Source organism: Leptotrichia shahii (assembly GCF_008327825.1).
GTDB lineage: Bacteria > Fusobacteriota > Fusobacteriia > Fusobacteriales > Leptotrichiaceae > Leptotrichia > Leptotrichia shahii.
Map to the genome: position 1 here is coordinate 1,570,304 of NZ_AP019827.1, position 16,060 is coordinate 1,586,363.

The 16,060-nt window shown below is 29.1% G+C and carries 16 protein-coding genes; 6 read left to right on the forward strand and 10 right to left on the reverse strand.

Features of this window, described 5'->3' with window-relative positions:
* Genes F1564_RS07260 through F1564_RS07270 form a run of 3 tightly spaced genes read left to right on the forward strand, consistent with a single transcriptional unit; the run spans position 1 to position 2,467 of the window.
* On the forward strand, positions 1-672 hold the full coding sequence (locus F1564_RS07260; RefSeq protein ID WP_018451202.1) for an HAD family hydrolase: 672 nt from the start codon (positions 1-3) through the stop codon (positions 670-672).
* A gap of 38 nt (positions 673-710) precedes the next feature.
* Complete coding sequence (locus F1564_RS07265) at positions 711-1,688, forward strand: dipeptidase (protein WP_018451201.1); 978 nt, start codon at positions 711-713, stop codon at positions 1,686-1,688.
* Between the two features lie 50 nt (positions 1,689-1,738).
* Positions 1,739-2,467 (forward strand): gamma-glutamyl-gamma-aminobutyrate hydrolase family protein, encoded by a 729-nt coding sequence (locus F1564_RS07270; protein ID WP_018451200.1) that lies wholly within the window; start codon positions 1,739-1,741, stop codon positions 2,465-2,467.
* Between the two features lie 80 nt (positions 2,468-2,547).
* Here F1564_RS07270 and F1564_RS07275 read toward each other — a convergent pair whose 3' ends face one another.
* The gene (locus tag F1564_RS07275; protein ID WP_018451199.1) at positions 2,548-3,465 is read right to left on the reverse strand and encodes a cation diffusion facilitator family transporter; all 918 of its coding nucleotides are present in this window, start codon (positions 3,463-3,465) and stop codon (positions 2,548-2,550) included.
* A gap of 252 nt (positions 3,466-3,717) precedes the next feature.
* On the opposite strand from F1564_RS07275, the gene F1564_RS07280 reads away from it, so the two are divergent.
* The 3 genes from F1564_RS07280 (at position 3,718) to F1564_RS07290 (ending at position 6,317) form a co-directional block, all read left to right on the forward strand.
* Positions 3,718-4,548, forward strand: a complete 831-nt coding sequence (locus F1564_RS07280; RefSeq protein ID WP_018451198.1) for a tetratricopeptide repeat protein — start codon at positions 3,718-3,720, stop codon at positions 4,546-4,548.
* A 21-nt stretch (positions 4,549-4,569) separates the two neighbouring features.
* Entirely contained in the window at positions 4,570-5,523 is a 954-nt protein-coding gene (locus F1564_RS07285; RefSeq protein ID WP_018451197.1) for a DUF4037 domain-containing protein, read from the forward strand.
* A gap of 170 nt (positions 5,524-5,693) precedes the next feature.
* Complete coding sequence (locus F1564_RS07290) at positions 5,694-6,317, forward strand: DUF4125 family protein (protein WP_018451196.1); 624 nt, start codon at positions 5,694-5,696, stop codon at positions 6,315-6,317.
* A 413-nt stretch (positions 6,318-6,730) separates the two neighbouring features.
* On the opposite strand, the gene F1564_RS07295 is transcribed toward F1564_RS07290, so the two are convergent.
* The 9 genes from F1564_RS07295 to F1564_RS07335 all read right to left on the reverse strand — a co-directional run bounded on the left by F1564_RS07295 (position 6,731) and on the right by F1564_RS07335 (position 15,660).
* Positions 6,731-8,020, reverse strand: a complete 1,290-nt coding sequence (locus tag F1564_RS07295; protein WP_018451195.1) for a hypothetical protein — start codon at positions 8,018-8,020, stop codon at positions 6,731-6,733.
* 73 nt (positions 8,021-8,093) lie between these two features.
* On the reverse strand, positions 8,094-8,585 hold the full coding sequence (locus tag F1564_RS07300) for a very short patch repair endonuclease (protein WP_018451194.1): 492 nt from the start codon (positions 8,583-8,585) through the stop codon (positions 8,094-8,096).
* Positions 8,586-8,769: 184 nt separating this feature from the next.
* Positions 8,770-9,324 carry a hypothetical protein gene (locus tag F1564_RS07310; protein ID WP_018451193.1) on the reverse strand — a complete coding sequence of 185 codons (555 nt, stop codon included), beginning with the start codon at positions 9,322-9,324 and terminating at the stop codon, positions 8,770-8,772.
* A complete protein-coding gene (gene purB / locus F1564_RS07315; protein ID WP_018451192.1) occupies positions 9,324-10,766 on the reverse strand; it encodes an adenylosuccinate lyase in 1,443 nt (480 codons plus the stop codon). Before purB ends, F1564_RS07310 begins: the two co-directional genes overlap by 1 nt.
* Positions 10,767-10,857: 91 nt before the next feature.
* Complete coding sequence (locus F1564_RS07320; protein ID WP_018451191.1) at positions 10,858-11,397, reverse strand: hypothetical protein; 540 nt, start codon at positions 11,395-11,397, stop codon at positions 10,858-10,860.
* Positions 11,398-11,461: 64 nt separating this feature from the next.
* On the reverse strand, positions 11,462-11,899 hold the full coding sequence (locus F1564_RS07325; RefSeq protein ID WP_018451190.1) for a rhodanese-like domain-containing protein: 438 nt from the start codon (positions 11,897-11,899) through the stop codon (positions 11,462-11,464).
* A gap of 35 nt (positions 11,900-11,934) precedes the next feature.
* The gene (locus tag F1564_RS10130; RefSeq protein WP_018451189.1) at positions 11,935-12,084 is read right to left on the reverse strand and encodes a hypothetical protein; all 150 of its coding nucleotides are present in this window, start codon (positions 12,082-12,084) and stop codon (positions 11,935-11,937) included.
* A gap of 350 nt (positions 12,085-12,434) precedes the next feature.
* Positions 12,435-13,733, reverse strand: a complete 1,299-nt coding sequence (locus F1564_RS07330) for an adenylosuccinate synthase (protein ID WP_018451188.1) — start codon at positions 13,731-13,733, stop codon at positions 12,435-12,437.
* 286 nt (positions 13,734-14,019) lie between these two features.
* Entirely contained in the window at positions 14,020-15,660 is a 1,641-nt protein-coding gene (locus F1564_RS07335; protein WP_018451187.1) for a Na/Pi cotransporter family protein, read from the reverse strand.
* Positions 15,661-16,060 lie beyond the last annotated feature (400 nt).

Sequence of the window (16,060 nt, forward strand, 5' to 3'; positions counted from 1 at the left end):
ATGGGGAAAAAATTTTTTGATGAAATTGAATTATTTCTATTTGATATGGATGGATTGCTATTTGACACAGAAACTATTTATGTTGAGTATGGACGTGAAGTGGCTAAGAAAATGGGATATACGATAACGAAGGAAATCGTGGAAAAAACGACAGGTGTTGTAAATGATAAGGCAAGAATGCTATTTAAAGAGGCATTAGGAGAGGATTTCCCTTACGACGAAGTAATGGGAACAGTAAGAGCCCATATATTTGAACTGGCTAAAAAAAGTGAAGTGCCATTAAAGCCAGGAGCCTTGGAACTGCTAGAATTTTTAAAGGAAAATAAAAAGCAGATGATTTTAGCAACTTCTTCAGATTTATATATGGCAAAAGCTCTAATTGAAGGAAAAGACTTAGCAAAATATTTTTCTCATTTTGTAACAGCAGAGGACGTAGTTCACGGCAAGCCAGATCCTGAAGTATTTCTGATTGGGGCAAAGAAAGCAGGAGTAGCTCCAGAAAAGACAGCAGTATTTGAAGATTCTTTTAATGGAATAAGAGCGGCACATGCAGCGGGAACATTTCCAATTATGGTACCAGATAAATTAAAACCAACAGAAGAAATTGAAAAATTAGTTTACAAAAAATTTAACAGCTTAATTGAGGCACTCGATTATTTTCAAGGAAAATAATTAATATAAATAAAATATTAAAGAGAGAAGGGAAATTAATGTTTTTCGATATGCATGCAGATGTGTGGACAGATAATTTTTGGGAATATAAAAAGGGGAATAAAGATGTTATAAGAAATAAATATAAGGAAAGATTTTTAAAGGGAGGACTTTCTGGAGGGATTTTTGTAATTTATTTGAATGCAAATGAAGTGGAAAATCCTGAAGAATATTTTTTTGCAGATTTAAGGGCAATGACTGAAGAATTGCATTATGCAAGGGATTTGATAAAAATAATAAAAGAGCCGTCTGATTTTAAAATGATGGAAAAAAGTCTGGATGAAAAAAATAAAAAATTTGGAGTTGTGCTTGGAATTGAAGGACTCCCTGGAATTGGGAATAAACTTGACTATCTTTATTTGCTGTATCAGCTTGGAGTGCGACATATTGGAATGACTTGGAATGAAACGAATGCTTTTGCGACAGGACAAAGTGGAGATAAAAACAGAGGACTTACACCACTTGGAATTGATGCTGTGAAAATTATCAATGAACTTGGAATTTTGCTTGATGTTTCACATGCAAATGATAAAACTTTCTGGAATATTGTAAAACATTCTAAAAAACCATTTTTTGCTTCCCACTCAAATGCCAGAAGCCTTTGTCCAGCAATGAGAAATTTGACTGATGATCAGATTTTGTGTATTGGCGAACATGGAGGAATGGTTGGAATGAACAGTTATCACAATTTTGTAAGTCAAAATGAGAGTGAAAAAAATTTGGAAATGCTTTTGAATCATCTGGAATATGTGGCTAATAAAATTGGACTCGATAAAGTTGGATTTGGACTTGATTTTGCAGAATATTATACGCCAGAAGGGGAAGAAGTTTCCGGGCTTTCAGGATTGCACGATGTTACAGAGCTGAGAAATGTGGAAAAAGCCTTGAAAAATAGAGGATATTCTCTAAATGAAATCGAGATGGTAACTTATAAAAATTTTATCGACTTTTTTGGAAGAGTAAGAAATTTTAAATAAAAAAAGCAGCTTTAAAAAGTTAAAGAAAAGTAAAGAAGGGAACAGAAAAAATGAATAACAAAAGAAAACCATTAATAGGAATCACCACTTCGCTGGAACTAAATCCAAACAGACTAAATGATCATAAAACAATAGTTTCAGTAGATTACAGCAAAGCTGTCATAAATTCTGGAGGAATTCCATTTATTTTGCCAATAACGGAAAATATTGAAGTTATAAAAGAGCAAATACAGCTTTTGGATGGACTTTTACTTTCGGGAGGAGGAGATCCTGATCCTGCTTTGTATGGGGAAGATTGCTTGCAGGAAGTTGGAAGTATTACACCAGAAAGAGATAAATTTGAACTTGTAATCTTGGATGAATTTATGAAAACTGGAAAACCTATTTTGGGAATTTGCCGTGGACTGCAAATTGCAAATGTTTATTTTGGTGGAAGTTTGTATCAAGATGTAAAATACATAGATACAACAATTAACCATATGCAAAAATGGCTTCCAGACTTGCCAACACATGATATAAAAATTGAAGAGGGCAATATTTTATTTGAAATTTTTGGAAAAAAAGCAAGAACAAATTCTTATCATCATCAAATGATAAAAGATTTGGGAAATGGATTAACTTCGATTGCAAAAGCAAACGATGGAATAATAGAGGCTTTTCAAAACAAAAATCACAAATTCTTTTATGCCGTTCAATGGCATCCTGAAATGATGGCAGTCCGTGGCAATGAGAAAATGCAAGAGATTTTTGATAAATTTATTAAAAGTTGTAATAATTAACTTCTATAAAAAAACAAAAGCTGGCTAAATGTCAGCTTTTTCTCTTATAGTTAAAATTTTCTCACTTTTAAAAGTATGTGTTAAAAGTGTGGATTTGTTTCAGGATTTTCAATTTGAACTGTCACATGTTCTATTCCGTATTCATTTTTTAAAAGTTCTACCACATCATTTACAATCTCGTAATCATTTACACCATCATATTCATCAAGTAAAATATGAAATGAGATACTTATATTTTCTTCAGAAATATTCCATAAATGAAATTCATGAATATCCTTTATTTTATCAATTGTCAAAATTTTAGCATGTATTTCGTCAATGTCTAAATCACTAGGAACAGCTTCCATCAAAATAAAAAATGCCTCTTTTGCAATTTTTAATCCGCCAGTAAAAATAACAACGCTTATAATCACACTTATTATTATATCAAAAATAACAAGGTTAGTTAATTTCAAAATAATCGCAGCAATTATAACTCCAACAGAATTTAACGTATCGCCTAAAAAATGCCATAATGCACTCTTTACATTAAGATTTTTTTCTTTTTTTAAACTTTTCATAAGCACAAACATAAGTATTATATTAACCAAAAGTCCGATTACTGCAATTGTGAACATCGTAAAAAAATCAACATGCTCTGGATTGAAAAGCCGTTTTACAGCCTCAATAACTATTCCGACTGAAATTATCATAAGAGCCAGTCCATTTATGAATGCAGAAATTATCTCAATTCTCAAAAATCCATAAGTAAAATTTTTGTTTGGCTTTTTGGCTGAATAAAATACTGCTATAATACTGAACAAAAGTGCAACGACATCCGAAAACATATGAAATGAATCTGAAATAAGTGCAAGTGAACCACTAAATATCCCGCCAAATAATTCAACTAAAGCAAAAAATAGTGTCAGTAAAATTGAAGTTATCAAAGTTTTCTTTGATTGTGCCTGATATTTATAATGCTTTATATGATGGTACTTAAAATCAATTTTTTTATTCATCTTATCTTTCCTTCTTTCCTATAAAAATATTTAATTTATTTTAATTATATAATAGAAGTTTTTTTATTTCAACAACATAATTTTATTTTATAGCAAAACTATTTTGAAATCTTAAAATTATTTTTAATATGGTTGCAGATTGCAATTTTGTATGGTAAACTTTTGTTAGAAATAATAATTAAAATAGATTCAAATCATACTTTTATAACATAAAAATTAAGTAATAAAATTAATATAAAGGAGAAATATAAAATGTCAAATATATTTGAAAAAAAAGTTAGAATAAATGAATTGACAAACTTAAGAAAAGAACTTATGCAACAGGGAAATGTTGTGGAAGAGGTTAAAGTATTAAAAGAATTAGCAGAACTTACAGAAGATGTTTTTGGTGAGGAAAGCGATGAAAATATTAAAATTTTGAATGAAGTTGGGGGAACTCTTAAATATGTTGGGGAGTTTGACACGGCGAAAGATGCTTTATTAAAGGCACAAGGCTTTATTGAGAAAAAGTATGGCAAAGATAGTATTCCGTATGCGACTTGCAGTCTAAACTTGGCAGAAGTTTACAGATTTATGAAAAAATACGATAAAACAGAAGATATTTATCTTAATACGATGAAAATTTATGAAGCTAATAATCTTCAAAATGATTATGTCTATGCAAGCGTATGTAACAATTTAGCTTTATTTTATCAAGAACTTGGGCGATTTGAAGAAGCGATTGATCTGCAGGAAAAAAGTCTGAAAGTACTGGAAAAAGTTGGAGAAAATCCCATTCAGTATGCAATTACGCTAAGTAATCTAGTACAGCCTTATTTAAAAGTAAAAAATATCGAAAAAGCTGAAGAATATTTACAAAAATCATTAAAATTAATTGAAAAGGAAGTTGGGAAATCTCACAATTTATATGCGGCAGTTTTGAATAATATGGCAACTTTTTATTTTGAAGAGAATGAATACGAAAAGGCATTGAAATTATTCGAGGAAAGTGCAGAAATCTGTGAAAAAACATTTGGAAAGGAAAGTAATAATTATAAAAATATTTTGGAAAATATTCAAATTGTAAAAGAAAAAATGGTTTAGATTTTTTTAGAAGGAGAAAAAATGGATTCAAATAAAATAAAAGGACTGGAACTTTCAAGGAAATATTTTGAAGAAATTTATCTGCCAGTTATAAAAAGTGAGTTTTCAGAAGTTTTTGAAAAAATGGCGGCTGGACTTGCGGGAGAAGGTTCAGAATGTTTTGGATTTGATGATGAGATTTCGCAGGATCATGATTTTGGACCGTCTTGCTGTATTTGGCTAACTTCGGAGGATTATGGGAAATATGGGCTGAATTTGCAAAAAAGGCTTAATGAACTACCTAAGGAATTCTTGGGATTTAGGGCATTGAATGTGAGTGAATTTGGAGATGGACGACGTGGAGTTCTGAATATGGATGATTGGTTTTTTAAGTTTTTGGGGGATATGAAAGCACCTGAAAATTTGTATGATTGGAGATTGATTCCAGAAGAATTGCTTTCCACGGCGGTTAATGGGGAAGTTTTTTTAGATAATTTGGGAAAATTTACAAAAATTAGAAGTGACTTGGAAAAATATTTTCCAGAAGATATACGGCTTAATAAAATAGCCACAAGATGTATGAAAATGGCACAATCTGGGCAATATAACTATTTGCGGTGTATGAGGAGAAATGAGATTGTGTCGGCAAGACTGGCAGAAACTGAATTTATAAATGAGACAATTCATATAATTTTTTTATTAAATAAAAAGTATAAGCTGTTTTATAAATGGATGCCAAAAGCCTTGAAAAATTTAAAAATTTTAGGAGAAAAAACGTATTTTCTAATTGAGGAATTAGTAAAATTGCCAGTTGGTGCAGTAAATCGAAAATTTCAAATTATTGAAGAAATAAGTGCTAATGTGATTTTAGAATTGAAATATCAAAATATTGTTCCACGACAATTAACAAGTGATTTTTTACAGGATTACGGACCTTTTGTGCAAAATAAAATAGAAGACGAAAAGTTAAGAAACTGGAATCCTGCGATGGATTAATGTAAAAAATATTAGATATATTCAATAACTATACTTAGGATTTAATAAATAAAATATCCTGAAGCAAGGGGGTCTTGACCCCTTGTAAAGACAAAAAAACTTAGTTTATCGAACATATATCTATTATATTTTATAAAATAATTATGGATTTAAAAATAGGAGAATCAAAAATGGAAATAGAAGTTAGTAAAAAAGAAAGTTTTATTAGACAAATTTTAAAAAGAGAATGGGAATTTTTTCAAAATGTGCATCATACAGAAGGAAGAGCAGAATGTCAAGATAATCCACAGGAATTTGAAATTATGAGAAGAAGCCAATGGGAAACACTGCCTGATGAAATCTTGGAAAGTTATCTGGAAGACTTGATTTTAGCAAAACATCGTGGCGAAAACATCGTTCAGGATAAATATGCCAGAATGATGAAATATAGTGCTCCAAAAGAATATGAAGTAATCAAAAACTATTTACCTGAAATTTCACAAGAAAAAAAAGAATTAATTCAAAAAATAGTAAAAATTTATTTACATTGGGAAGAAGAAATAATAGAAAAATATCCAAAACTTACCGCAAAAGGTCGTCCTTTACACTCAAAATATGATACTCCAAATTATACTTCAATTGAAACTTATTTAAAGGGAGAATTATCTTCATATTCAATAAAAACTTTAAAATTGTATTACGAATATATCCAAAACTGCGTTTCAAATAATATAAATTTAGCAGAAAATAATTTGGAAAATATTGTGCTGGAAAAAGGATACAAAACAATTGAAGAAGCGGAAGAAAGTTTGTAAAAAATAGTTTAAATTTTTTTTGAATAATAAATTTTTCTTATCTAACAAGGGGTAAAAATCCCCTTGTTATTAAAATGAAATATTGTTTTTTTATTAAATTAATATTATAGATTTATTCGATAACTATACAAACTCAGAATTTATCAAAATAAATATCCTAAAACAAAGCGTCTTGACCCCTTGTGGAGATAAAAAACTTAGTTTATCAAACACATATTTTATAAACCGTGTTCTTCCAATATCAATATAGTATTATATTCTACTTCCACTTCTCGCGAACCTCTATCCATTGCCATTTTATATATTTTTCACCTTCTATTATTTTTCCTTTTTTTCCTTAAGTGCCATTAACCCCTCATTTTTTCTAATTCTGATTACTTGTATTTAATACTTTTTAAAATTTTATTTTTTATTTAAATATTTTTACACAACTTTTTATAATCATTATTTATCCAGTTTCTATAATTTATCCAAATTGCATCATAAAGCGGTTCGCCTATCAATTTTTGAATATATAATTTCCCTTCTGGAAAATATTTTTTATTATGGACTTGTATAGTAGTAACAACCTGATAAATATCATCGTGCGGAATAGTTTTATAGTCTTTCGTTGATAGCAAAGGAAGCAAATAGCACTCATTATCAAAATCATACACCCAATCATCCACTAATCTGACATTATAACCACAATGTATCATTCTATCAAACAAAACTTCAGCCATCGTAAAGGCAAAATCTCCCTCGTGTCCTCTATCCATTTCCTTCAAATTACCAAAATTTTCTTCCAGTTTTTTCCAAGAAGGTTTTTCAACATATTTTAGCTTAATTTTAGGCAAAAATTCAAATTCCGTTATTTTTAACCACTCACTTTTCTCAAATTTATTGTCAAGTACGAAAAATATTTGACTTTTACTATATTCATAATCCTTCCAGTTTTTTAGAATTTCTCTATAATAAAGTTCAGTATTTCCTTCTGGATTTAATTCATTACCGTATAAACGATTATCATCTATACGGCAATCTACATAAAAATCACCTTTATCAAATTCTTCAAGATAGCTTCCGTAATTATTATATGGATATTTTAAAAGAGAAATGTCAACTTTAGAATTTTTTAATGAAATTTTTTCTTTAATAAGTGAAAATATATTTGATAAAAAATTTTCTTCCCTTTCTTTTCCTTGATATTTTTCTTCATCATAGTTATATATTGTTTTTACATTTCCAGAAACAATGATTTTCTTCTTTCCATTAATTTCTATTCTTCTCAAATCTGTTTTATCGGGATTTACTAATTTTAAATAATTAAGTCTATCATAATTGAACCAGTTTTCAAAAGCCTGTACCAAGGAATCTTTATAATTAAGGTTCATTTGAGATCCATTCCAATTTTTCATTCCTTCAGGAAAATATTTTTCGTGAAAAAGATGAATATTAATGCTCACTGACATTTTTTTATCAGTAGTTCCACCCCCGACAAATAAAGGCAATAAGTAATATCCAGTTTCAATCTCATGAATATACTGATATTCTCCTATTTCCTTCAATTCCACTTTTATTCCTTTTTCCGTCAGAAATTCAGAAAATACTTCTGCAATCTTCATTTTTTCTGGACTTTCATAATAATAATCCAAAAGCTGCTGTGTATCGTATTCTAATACACTAGGCAATTTGTTTTCAAACTCGCTTAAATTCTTATTCACAAAAAATTCCTCCTAGTTTTTGTCAAATTATTTCAAAGCCATTTCAGTACAAATTAACCAAATTTCAATTATTTTATTGCATGCTTTCTTCTGCAATCTCCATCTGCACTGAAATATCCTCTTCTTCATAATTAAAGACTCTTTCAATTCTGTCTTTCAAAATTTTCAAATATTTTTCCTTGTATTCTTCATTTCGTTGCATTTTATTAATTTCACATTCCCAAATCGTAATCACACTAATATCCATCTCAAAAAGCTTCTCACGAACCTTAATATCCCTCTCTACATTTCTCCTAAACTTCTTTTCCCAATATTCAGCATGTGTCTTAGGAAAAGTTGCAATTTTACAATTTTCATGCCTATGCCAAAAACATCCGTTCACAAATATTGCAGTATTGTATTTCAATATAAAAATGTCAGGCGTTCCTGGAAGCCGTGAATAATTCACTCTATATCTATACCCCATTTTATAAAGCAATTTACGAATATAAATTTCAGGTTTAGTGTTTTTAGATTTTATTCTTGCCATGTTCTGGCTTCTTGTGAGAGGTTTTTTCTTTTTCATTTTTCCACATCCTTATGGACATTTATCCGGGATTCAACTATACATGCTCTTCCTATTAGTGCTGTAAGTGCTAATATCGCTGTTCCCAGTATTACTTGCACAAAAAACTTAACATTATAATGCAAAATATCAATAAAAATAGTAATTTCTATTTTTTTATAAATTTCATAAAATCACCTTTTACTTATTTTTTAATTGCATCTAAAAACTCATCAAAACTATCAGAAATTGCACAAAAAAAGAATAATTCATAAATATTAATATACACTTCTCCAGTTCTTCTTTCAATGAATAACATAAATTCTTCATCTTCTGCAATTGGAATCAGATCTTCTTTTTTAAACTCTTCAATTTCTGTTTCTCCAAATAACATTTTATACATTTGAAACCAATGTTTCTGCTCATTTTTTACTTCTTCATCTTCAAAAAACAATTTATTTGGAATGTCTATTTCCATTTCATCAATATTGTATTTTTCATTTAACAGTTCACCAACTACTTCCTTTTTCATCCCTGTAAACATTGGCAAATATGAAAAACAGTAATCCTTTATTTCGTCAATTGTTTTTTTAGAAATTTTATATTTTGCACGATTTTTTATAGCTAAAGCATCAAATTTTTCAACTTCATCTTTATATTTTTTAATATTTATTTTATCCAAAAATTCCGAATTAAAATATTCTCTTTCCTCATTTTTTCTTTTCCAAGAATTTTCATAATCAATTATATTATTTTCCATTAAACTCTCAATTCTTCCCTATCCTCAACAATCTCATCCTTATATCTATCCAAAATCGGATTAATCTCATTATTAATAAAATCCTCTGTTTGTTGTCCAGCAAATCCAGTATAATTAGCAGAAACCAAGATTCCTTCCATATCTTCTGCTTTAAGTCCCAATCTGCCGTCTTTTATGATTCTGTCAATTAATCTGTTAGGATTTCCATTCAATTTAATTTCCTTTGTTTCTTCCATCGAAAGTTCTCTTATGATTTCATGAACTTCCTGTCTATCCATTCCTTTTTTAACTGATTCCATAATGATATTTTCAGTTGCCATAAATGGTAATTCCTTTTGAATATTTGCTTCAATTACTTTTGGATAAACGACAACTCCGTCCATAATGTTAAGCCAAATAATTAAGATTGCATCAACTGCCAAGAATGCTTGTGGAATTGAAAGTCTTTTACTTGCAGAATCGTCCAATGTTCTTTCAAACCATTGTGTTGAAAAAACTAATGCTCCTGTTTGTGAGCTTGAAATTACATATTTTGCAAGTGATGAAATTCTTTCACTTCTCATTGGATTTCTCTTGTATGCCATCGCACTTGACCCAATTTGATTTTTTTCAAACGGTTCTTCTAATTCCTTCAAATGCTGCAATAGTCTAAAATCATTTGTAAATTTGTGAGAAGATTGAGCAATATTTGACAATAAATTCAAGATTTGCGCATCCACTTTTCTATCATAAGTTTGTCCTGAAACACCTTGTTTTTTACGAAATCCAGCTTTTTCAGTAACCAATTCATCCAACTGTTTTACTTTTTCAAAATCTCCTTCAAACAATTCTTTAAAACTAGCCTGAGTCCCTGTAGTCCCTTTAACTCCTCTAAATCTCAAGTTTTCAAGTCTAAATTCCAGCTCCTCAAAATCAAGAAGTAACGAATGAAGCCACAAAGTCGCTCTTTTCCCAACAGTAGTAAGCTGTGCCGCTTGGAAATGAGTAAATCCTAAAGTTGGCAAATCTTTGTACTGCAATGCAAAATCTCTCATTTTTTCAATCAAAGTAAGCATTCTTCTTTTAATAACTAAAAGCCCTTCCTTAATTTGAATCAAATCAGTATTATCCCCAACATACGCACTTGTTGCTCCCAAGTGAATGATTTTTCTCGCATTTTTCGCCTGTTCTCCATAAGTATGAACATGAGCCATCACATCGTGTCTCAATTTTTTCTCAAATTCTGCCGCAACTTCAAAATCCACATCATCCTTAAATTTTTTAAGTTCCTCAATCTGCTCATCCGTAATAAAATCAAGCCCAAGCTCTTTCTCAGCCTCCGCCAAATTAATCCATAGCTTTCTCCAAGTTCTAAACTTAAACTCAGGTGAAAAAATGTGCAACATTTCCTTACTTGAATATCTCTCCGCCAACGGATTTGAATATATACTCATATTTTCCATTTTCTCAATTCCTCCTAATTATTTTTATTTGTTTTTCTCTATAGTTAATACAACTTACCTTCATTAAAAAAAATTTATTACTTATTAGTTACTAATGGTATAAGTTCTTTTCAAGATTTTTTAAAGATTCTTCAATAGGCATTGTGGAATTTGTATCTGCATCCAAAATAGAAATCGCCCCATCCTTAAAAGAAATTTTCTTCACTTCATCTTTATTCACACTAAGACTAAAATCAAATGGTTTGTATTTAATTCCTTCATCACTTTCATAAAATCCAATTACAAATATCTCTTGATCACTATAAACAAAATTTTCCAACATTTTTTTAAAAATCACTTTACTTACAATAATTTTAGGATTTTTGCCATTTACTTGAAAGTCTTTTTCTGTATAAACTTTTTTATTATTTCCAGTTGCCTTAAAATTTTCATATTCCAATTCTATTTTATTTTTATCAGTTTTTGAAACTCTGGTTCCAACTAATTTCAATGTAATCGTATTAAAAGATAAATTTTGTGCAACACTTTCATTCACAGTTTTATCAATTTTAGACTTTTTATCATTTTGTGCTGAAACTGAAAACGAAACAATCCCAATACCTAGCATCAACATTATCAGTATTTTTTTCATTGCCTATTCCCTTCTTATTCAAAATACAGTATTTTTTCTTTTACATCTTTAAATACTACATTTGTTATTTCACAACTTCCCCATTCCAATCTTTTATTCCACCAAAATCAATCACATTTGTATAACCTTTTTCAATCAATTTTAATGCTGCTTCCCTACTTCGTCTTCCACTTCTGCAATAAACTAGAATTAAATCGTCTTTATTTTTCAATTTTATTTCTGCTTCATTTTCAATAGTTTCCAGTGGAACAGAAATCGCATTTGGAATATGCCCTTCATTATATTCTTCCAAAGTTCTAACATCTACAACTATAACTTTTTGAGTTTCCATCATCTTTTTTGCTTCATCTGAAGTTATCTTTTTATATTCTGCTTTTTTTCCATTTTTTGATTCTTTTGACATTGTTAAACTCTGTTTTTCATTTCCTGTTTTACTACAAGAAAATTCAAATACAGAAAATAATCCAATCATTGTCAGCAACATTATTTTTCTTATCTTCATTTTATCTCTCCATTTCATTATCCAAATTTTTTATTTCATAATTTTTTCTCAAATTCAATATCTTGTTTTTCTTTTATAAAATTCTTATTTCTATCCAAAAGTCTTTCCCTAAATTCCAAAACTTTATCTTCATAATTTTCTATATTAGCAAGATACAGAAATAATTTCAGATTATCTGTATCCAATTTAAAAAAACTTCCTTTTTTTCAAGTAAAGATTTGTTTACTTTATTATAAAAAGTTAAATATGATTTATCTTCACTGTATTTAATAATATTTCTTTTTGGAATAAAAAATTTATATTTCTCTTTTTTTTCATTATTATCAAATTCATAAAAATCTTTTTCTGAAATAAATTCTTCTAGTCTTATTTTAAGTTCTTCTTCTATTCCCGAGTAATGATTATAAATTTTCAGTTGTCGTTCTAAAGATGAAAAATCAATAGTTGAAGCATTAGAACTGTTAAGAATATTTATAAAAATTAAAATTAATAAAATTTTTTTTCATAATTCGATATTCCTTATCAAATTTCTGTTCTACTTCACAAACTCTCCCAAATCATATCTATAAATATTCTGACTTCTTTCAGGCCCTACTGAAATCATTGAGATTTTACATTTCAATTTATTTTCAATATATTCAACATATTTTTTACAGTTTTCAGGCAAGTCTTCGTAATTTTTTATTTGAGTAATATCTTCTTTCCAGCCATCTAGTTCATCGTAAATTATTTTCAAATCTTTAGATTTTCTCAAGTTTCCAGGATAAGAATGGCATACTTTTCCATCAATTTCGTAACCTACTGCCACTTTTATTTTTTCAAATCCAGTCAATACATCCAGTTTTGTCAATACAATATCTGTTAATCCGTCAATTAAGACTGCATATCTTCCAATTACCAAGTCAAGCCATCCACATCTTCTAGGACGCCCAGTTGTCGCACCAAATTCGTGTCCAACTTTTCTCAAAGTTTCTCCATCTTCATTTTCCAATTCTGTAGGGAAAGGGCCTTCTCCTACTCTTGTTGTGTAGGCTTTCATAACTCCAAGCACTCTTGAAATTTTTGTTGGTGCAACTCCAGTTCCTACCGTTACTCCACCAGATGTTGGCGATGATGAAGTTACATAAGGATAAGTTCCATAATCAATATCAAGCATTAACGCTTGTGCCCCTTCAAAAAGTACAACTTTTCCTTCTTCAATACCTTCATTAATTTCCACAACTGCATCAATAATTCTAAATTTAATTTTTTCAGCAAGTTTCATAAATTTATCATAAAGTTCTTCCAAATTGAAAGTTCCTTTACCATATCTAACTAACATATCATTTTTTTCATTTACATTCCAAGTAAGTTTATCTCTAAATCTTTCTGGCTCCAATAAATCTCCGATTCTAATTCCATTTCTAGCAATTTTGTCGATGTAGCAAGGTCCAATCCCTCTCTGAGTCGTACCAATTTTGTTTTTACCCATTGCTTCTTCTTTCGCCTTATCAATTTCAATATGATAAGGCATAATTACATGAGCTCTTTCATCAATAAATAAATTATCTAATTTTTTCCCTCTTTTTTCCAATTCATCTATTTCTTGCAGCAAAACTTCAATATCCACTACAACTCCAGCTCCAATTATACATTTTCCAGCTGAATTTATTATTCCTGATGGCAACAAATGTAAAATGAATTTTTCGTCGTTTACAACAACTGTATGTCCAGCGTTGTTTCCACCTTGAAACCTAACTACATAATCTGCTTTTGGAGATAAAACATCAATTATTTTACCTTTTCCTTCATCTCCCCATTGTGTTCCCACAATTACAAAAGTATTATTTTCCATAATTCATTCCTCCCAAATTTTTAGAATTCTCTTACTTATTTTATTGAAATGTAAAAAATTAAAAAAATTTATATGTTTCATCTAAATTAAAATTTTTATCTTTTTACTATTTATTTTACTATATTTATTAGTTTTTTTCAATATTGTCTTTGCTTTATTTCTAAAATAAGAAACTTTTTCTACCAAACTATTTTATCAACTAATGCAAGAATACTTAAAACTTTAATAATTTCCAAAATAAAATAGGCTGATATCGCCTATTTTTGTATTTTATTTTTTTAATTTATTATTTAACAGTTTTATTTTCAATCATTTTTTCAACTAAATTTCTAGCATGATCTCCAATTCTCGTAAAATGTGATACAACATCTATATAGTAAAGTCCAGCTTTTACATCGCATTCCTGCTTGCTCACACGTTTTATATGAGCTTTTCTTACTTCTTTTTCTTTTGCATAAAGTTTATTGTGCAAGTCAACTACTGTAAAGGCTTTTTCTGTATCATTGTTTTTAAGTGCTTCCTCAGCTGTTTCTATGATTTCTTTTGAAATTAAAAATAATTTTTGTACTTCTGCATGAGCTACTTTAGTAAATACCAACTTTTTCTTAATTTCATATCTAACATCTCTTACGATTCCAATTGCGTGATCTCCAATACGTTCCACATCACGGCACATATCCAAATACATGCTGATTTCTTCCCCATCTTTTTCAGTTATGTGTTCCTGTGACAACGTTGTCAAATATTTTGTAATTTCCTGATCAATATTATTTATTGATTCTTCTGTTTTTTCAACTTTTTCGGCAACTTTTTCATTATGTTCATGGAAAAAATCGATTGATCTGCTAAGATTTTTTACTGCAATTGAAATCATTGATAACATTTCCTGTTTTACTTGCCCCAATGCAATTGATGGTGTATGAACTAGGGCTGCATCCAAAAATCGTGGCTGATGTTCTACAACATCTTCATCTTTTTCTTTAATCAATTTTACAACAATGTATTCTAGAACACCAATAAATGGAAATAACAGAATTGTTGTTATGATATTAAATGAACCATGCGCAAATGCTATTGTAACCTTCGGATTCAAATGAAGAATTTTTGACATTGTTTCTACAAAAATTGAAAATGGCGATAACATAATCATAAAAAATATTGTTCCAATGACATTAAACATTGTATGTGACAATGCAAGCCTTTTTGCTGAAGTATTAGCACCAATTACTGCGATTATAGCTGTTATTGTTGTTCCAATATTATCTCCAAAAAGTACAGGCAGTGCAGCTTTCAACGTTATAAGATGCTCCTGATAGACATTCTGCAAAATACTAATTGTAGCACTTGAAGCCTGAACAAGCATTGTAATCATTGTTCCGATAAATACTCCCAAAATTGGACTATGGCTAAGTCTTACTGTCAGTTCTGTAAATGCTGGCAAATGTTTAAGTGGTTCCATTGCTTTAGACATCAACGTTAATGCAAAAAATATTCCTCCAAAACCAAATAAAATTCTACCTAAATTATTTATAAAATTATTTTTTACAAAAAACAGACATGCCGCTCCTAGAAATAATATCGGTAATGCATATTCAGTAATATTAAATCCAATAATAAATGTTGTGATTGTTGTACCGATATTGGCACCCATAATAATTCCGATAGCTTGTCGTAAAGTTAAAAGTCCTGCTCCAACTAATCCAATTGTAATAACTGATGTACCTGAACTTGACTGTATTAACGCTGTTACAAGTATTCCAACTAGAACTCCTAAAAATGGTGAAGTCGTATATTTATCCAAAATATATCTAAGTCTGTCTCCAGCCGCCATTTGCAGCCCGTCTCCCATATATTTTATACAGAATAGAAATAATCCTAATCCACCTAAAAATCCAAATGCCATTTGCTGATAGTTAATCGCATTCATCAAATCAATCCTCTCTTCATTTTTAATTTTTTATTTTAGCTTTAAAAATTCTATCACGTTGTATTTATACCATATTTTTTTTCAATTTGCTACTTTTTTTTACTAGAATTTCAAATAAAAAATAATATGTAATTCAAAATTTACAATACCTATCTTATTTGATACTATTTCCCATTTAAACAACATATTAGCTATAAATTTTTTGCAAGGATATCAAGACCCTTTGTTAGCAAATAATATAGAATATAATTTCTATTTTTTTAAAATGGGGTTTAGTATTATTAGTCCAGCTGCACTAGATAATTTCATTTTTTCTTATTTTTTTTAACAACTGTTCTTTATGTTTTTAGAATATATATCAAATAAAAATACATAAGTATTAAATATTTTAAAAGATTGA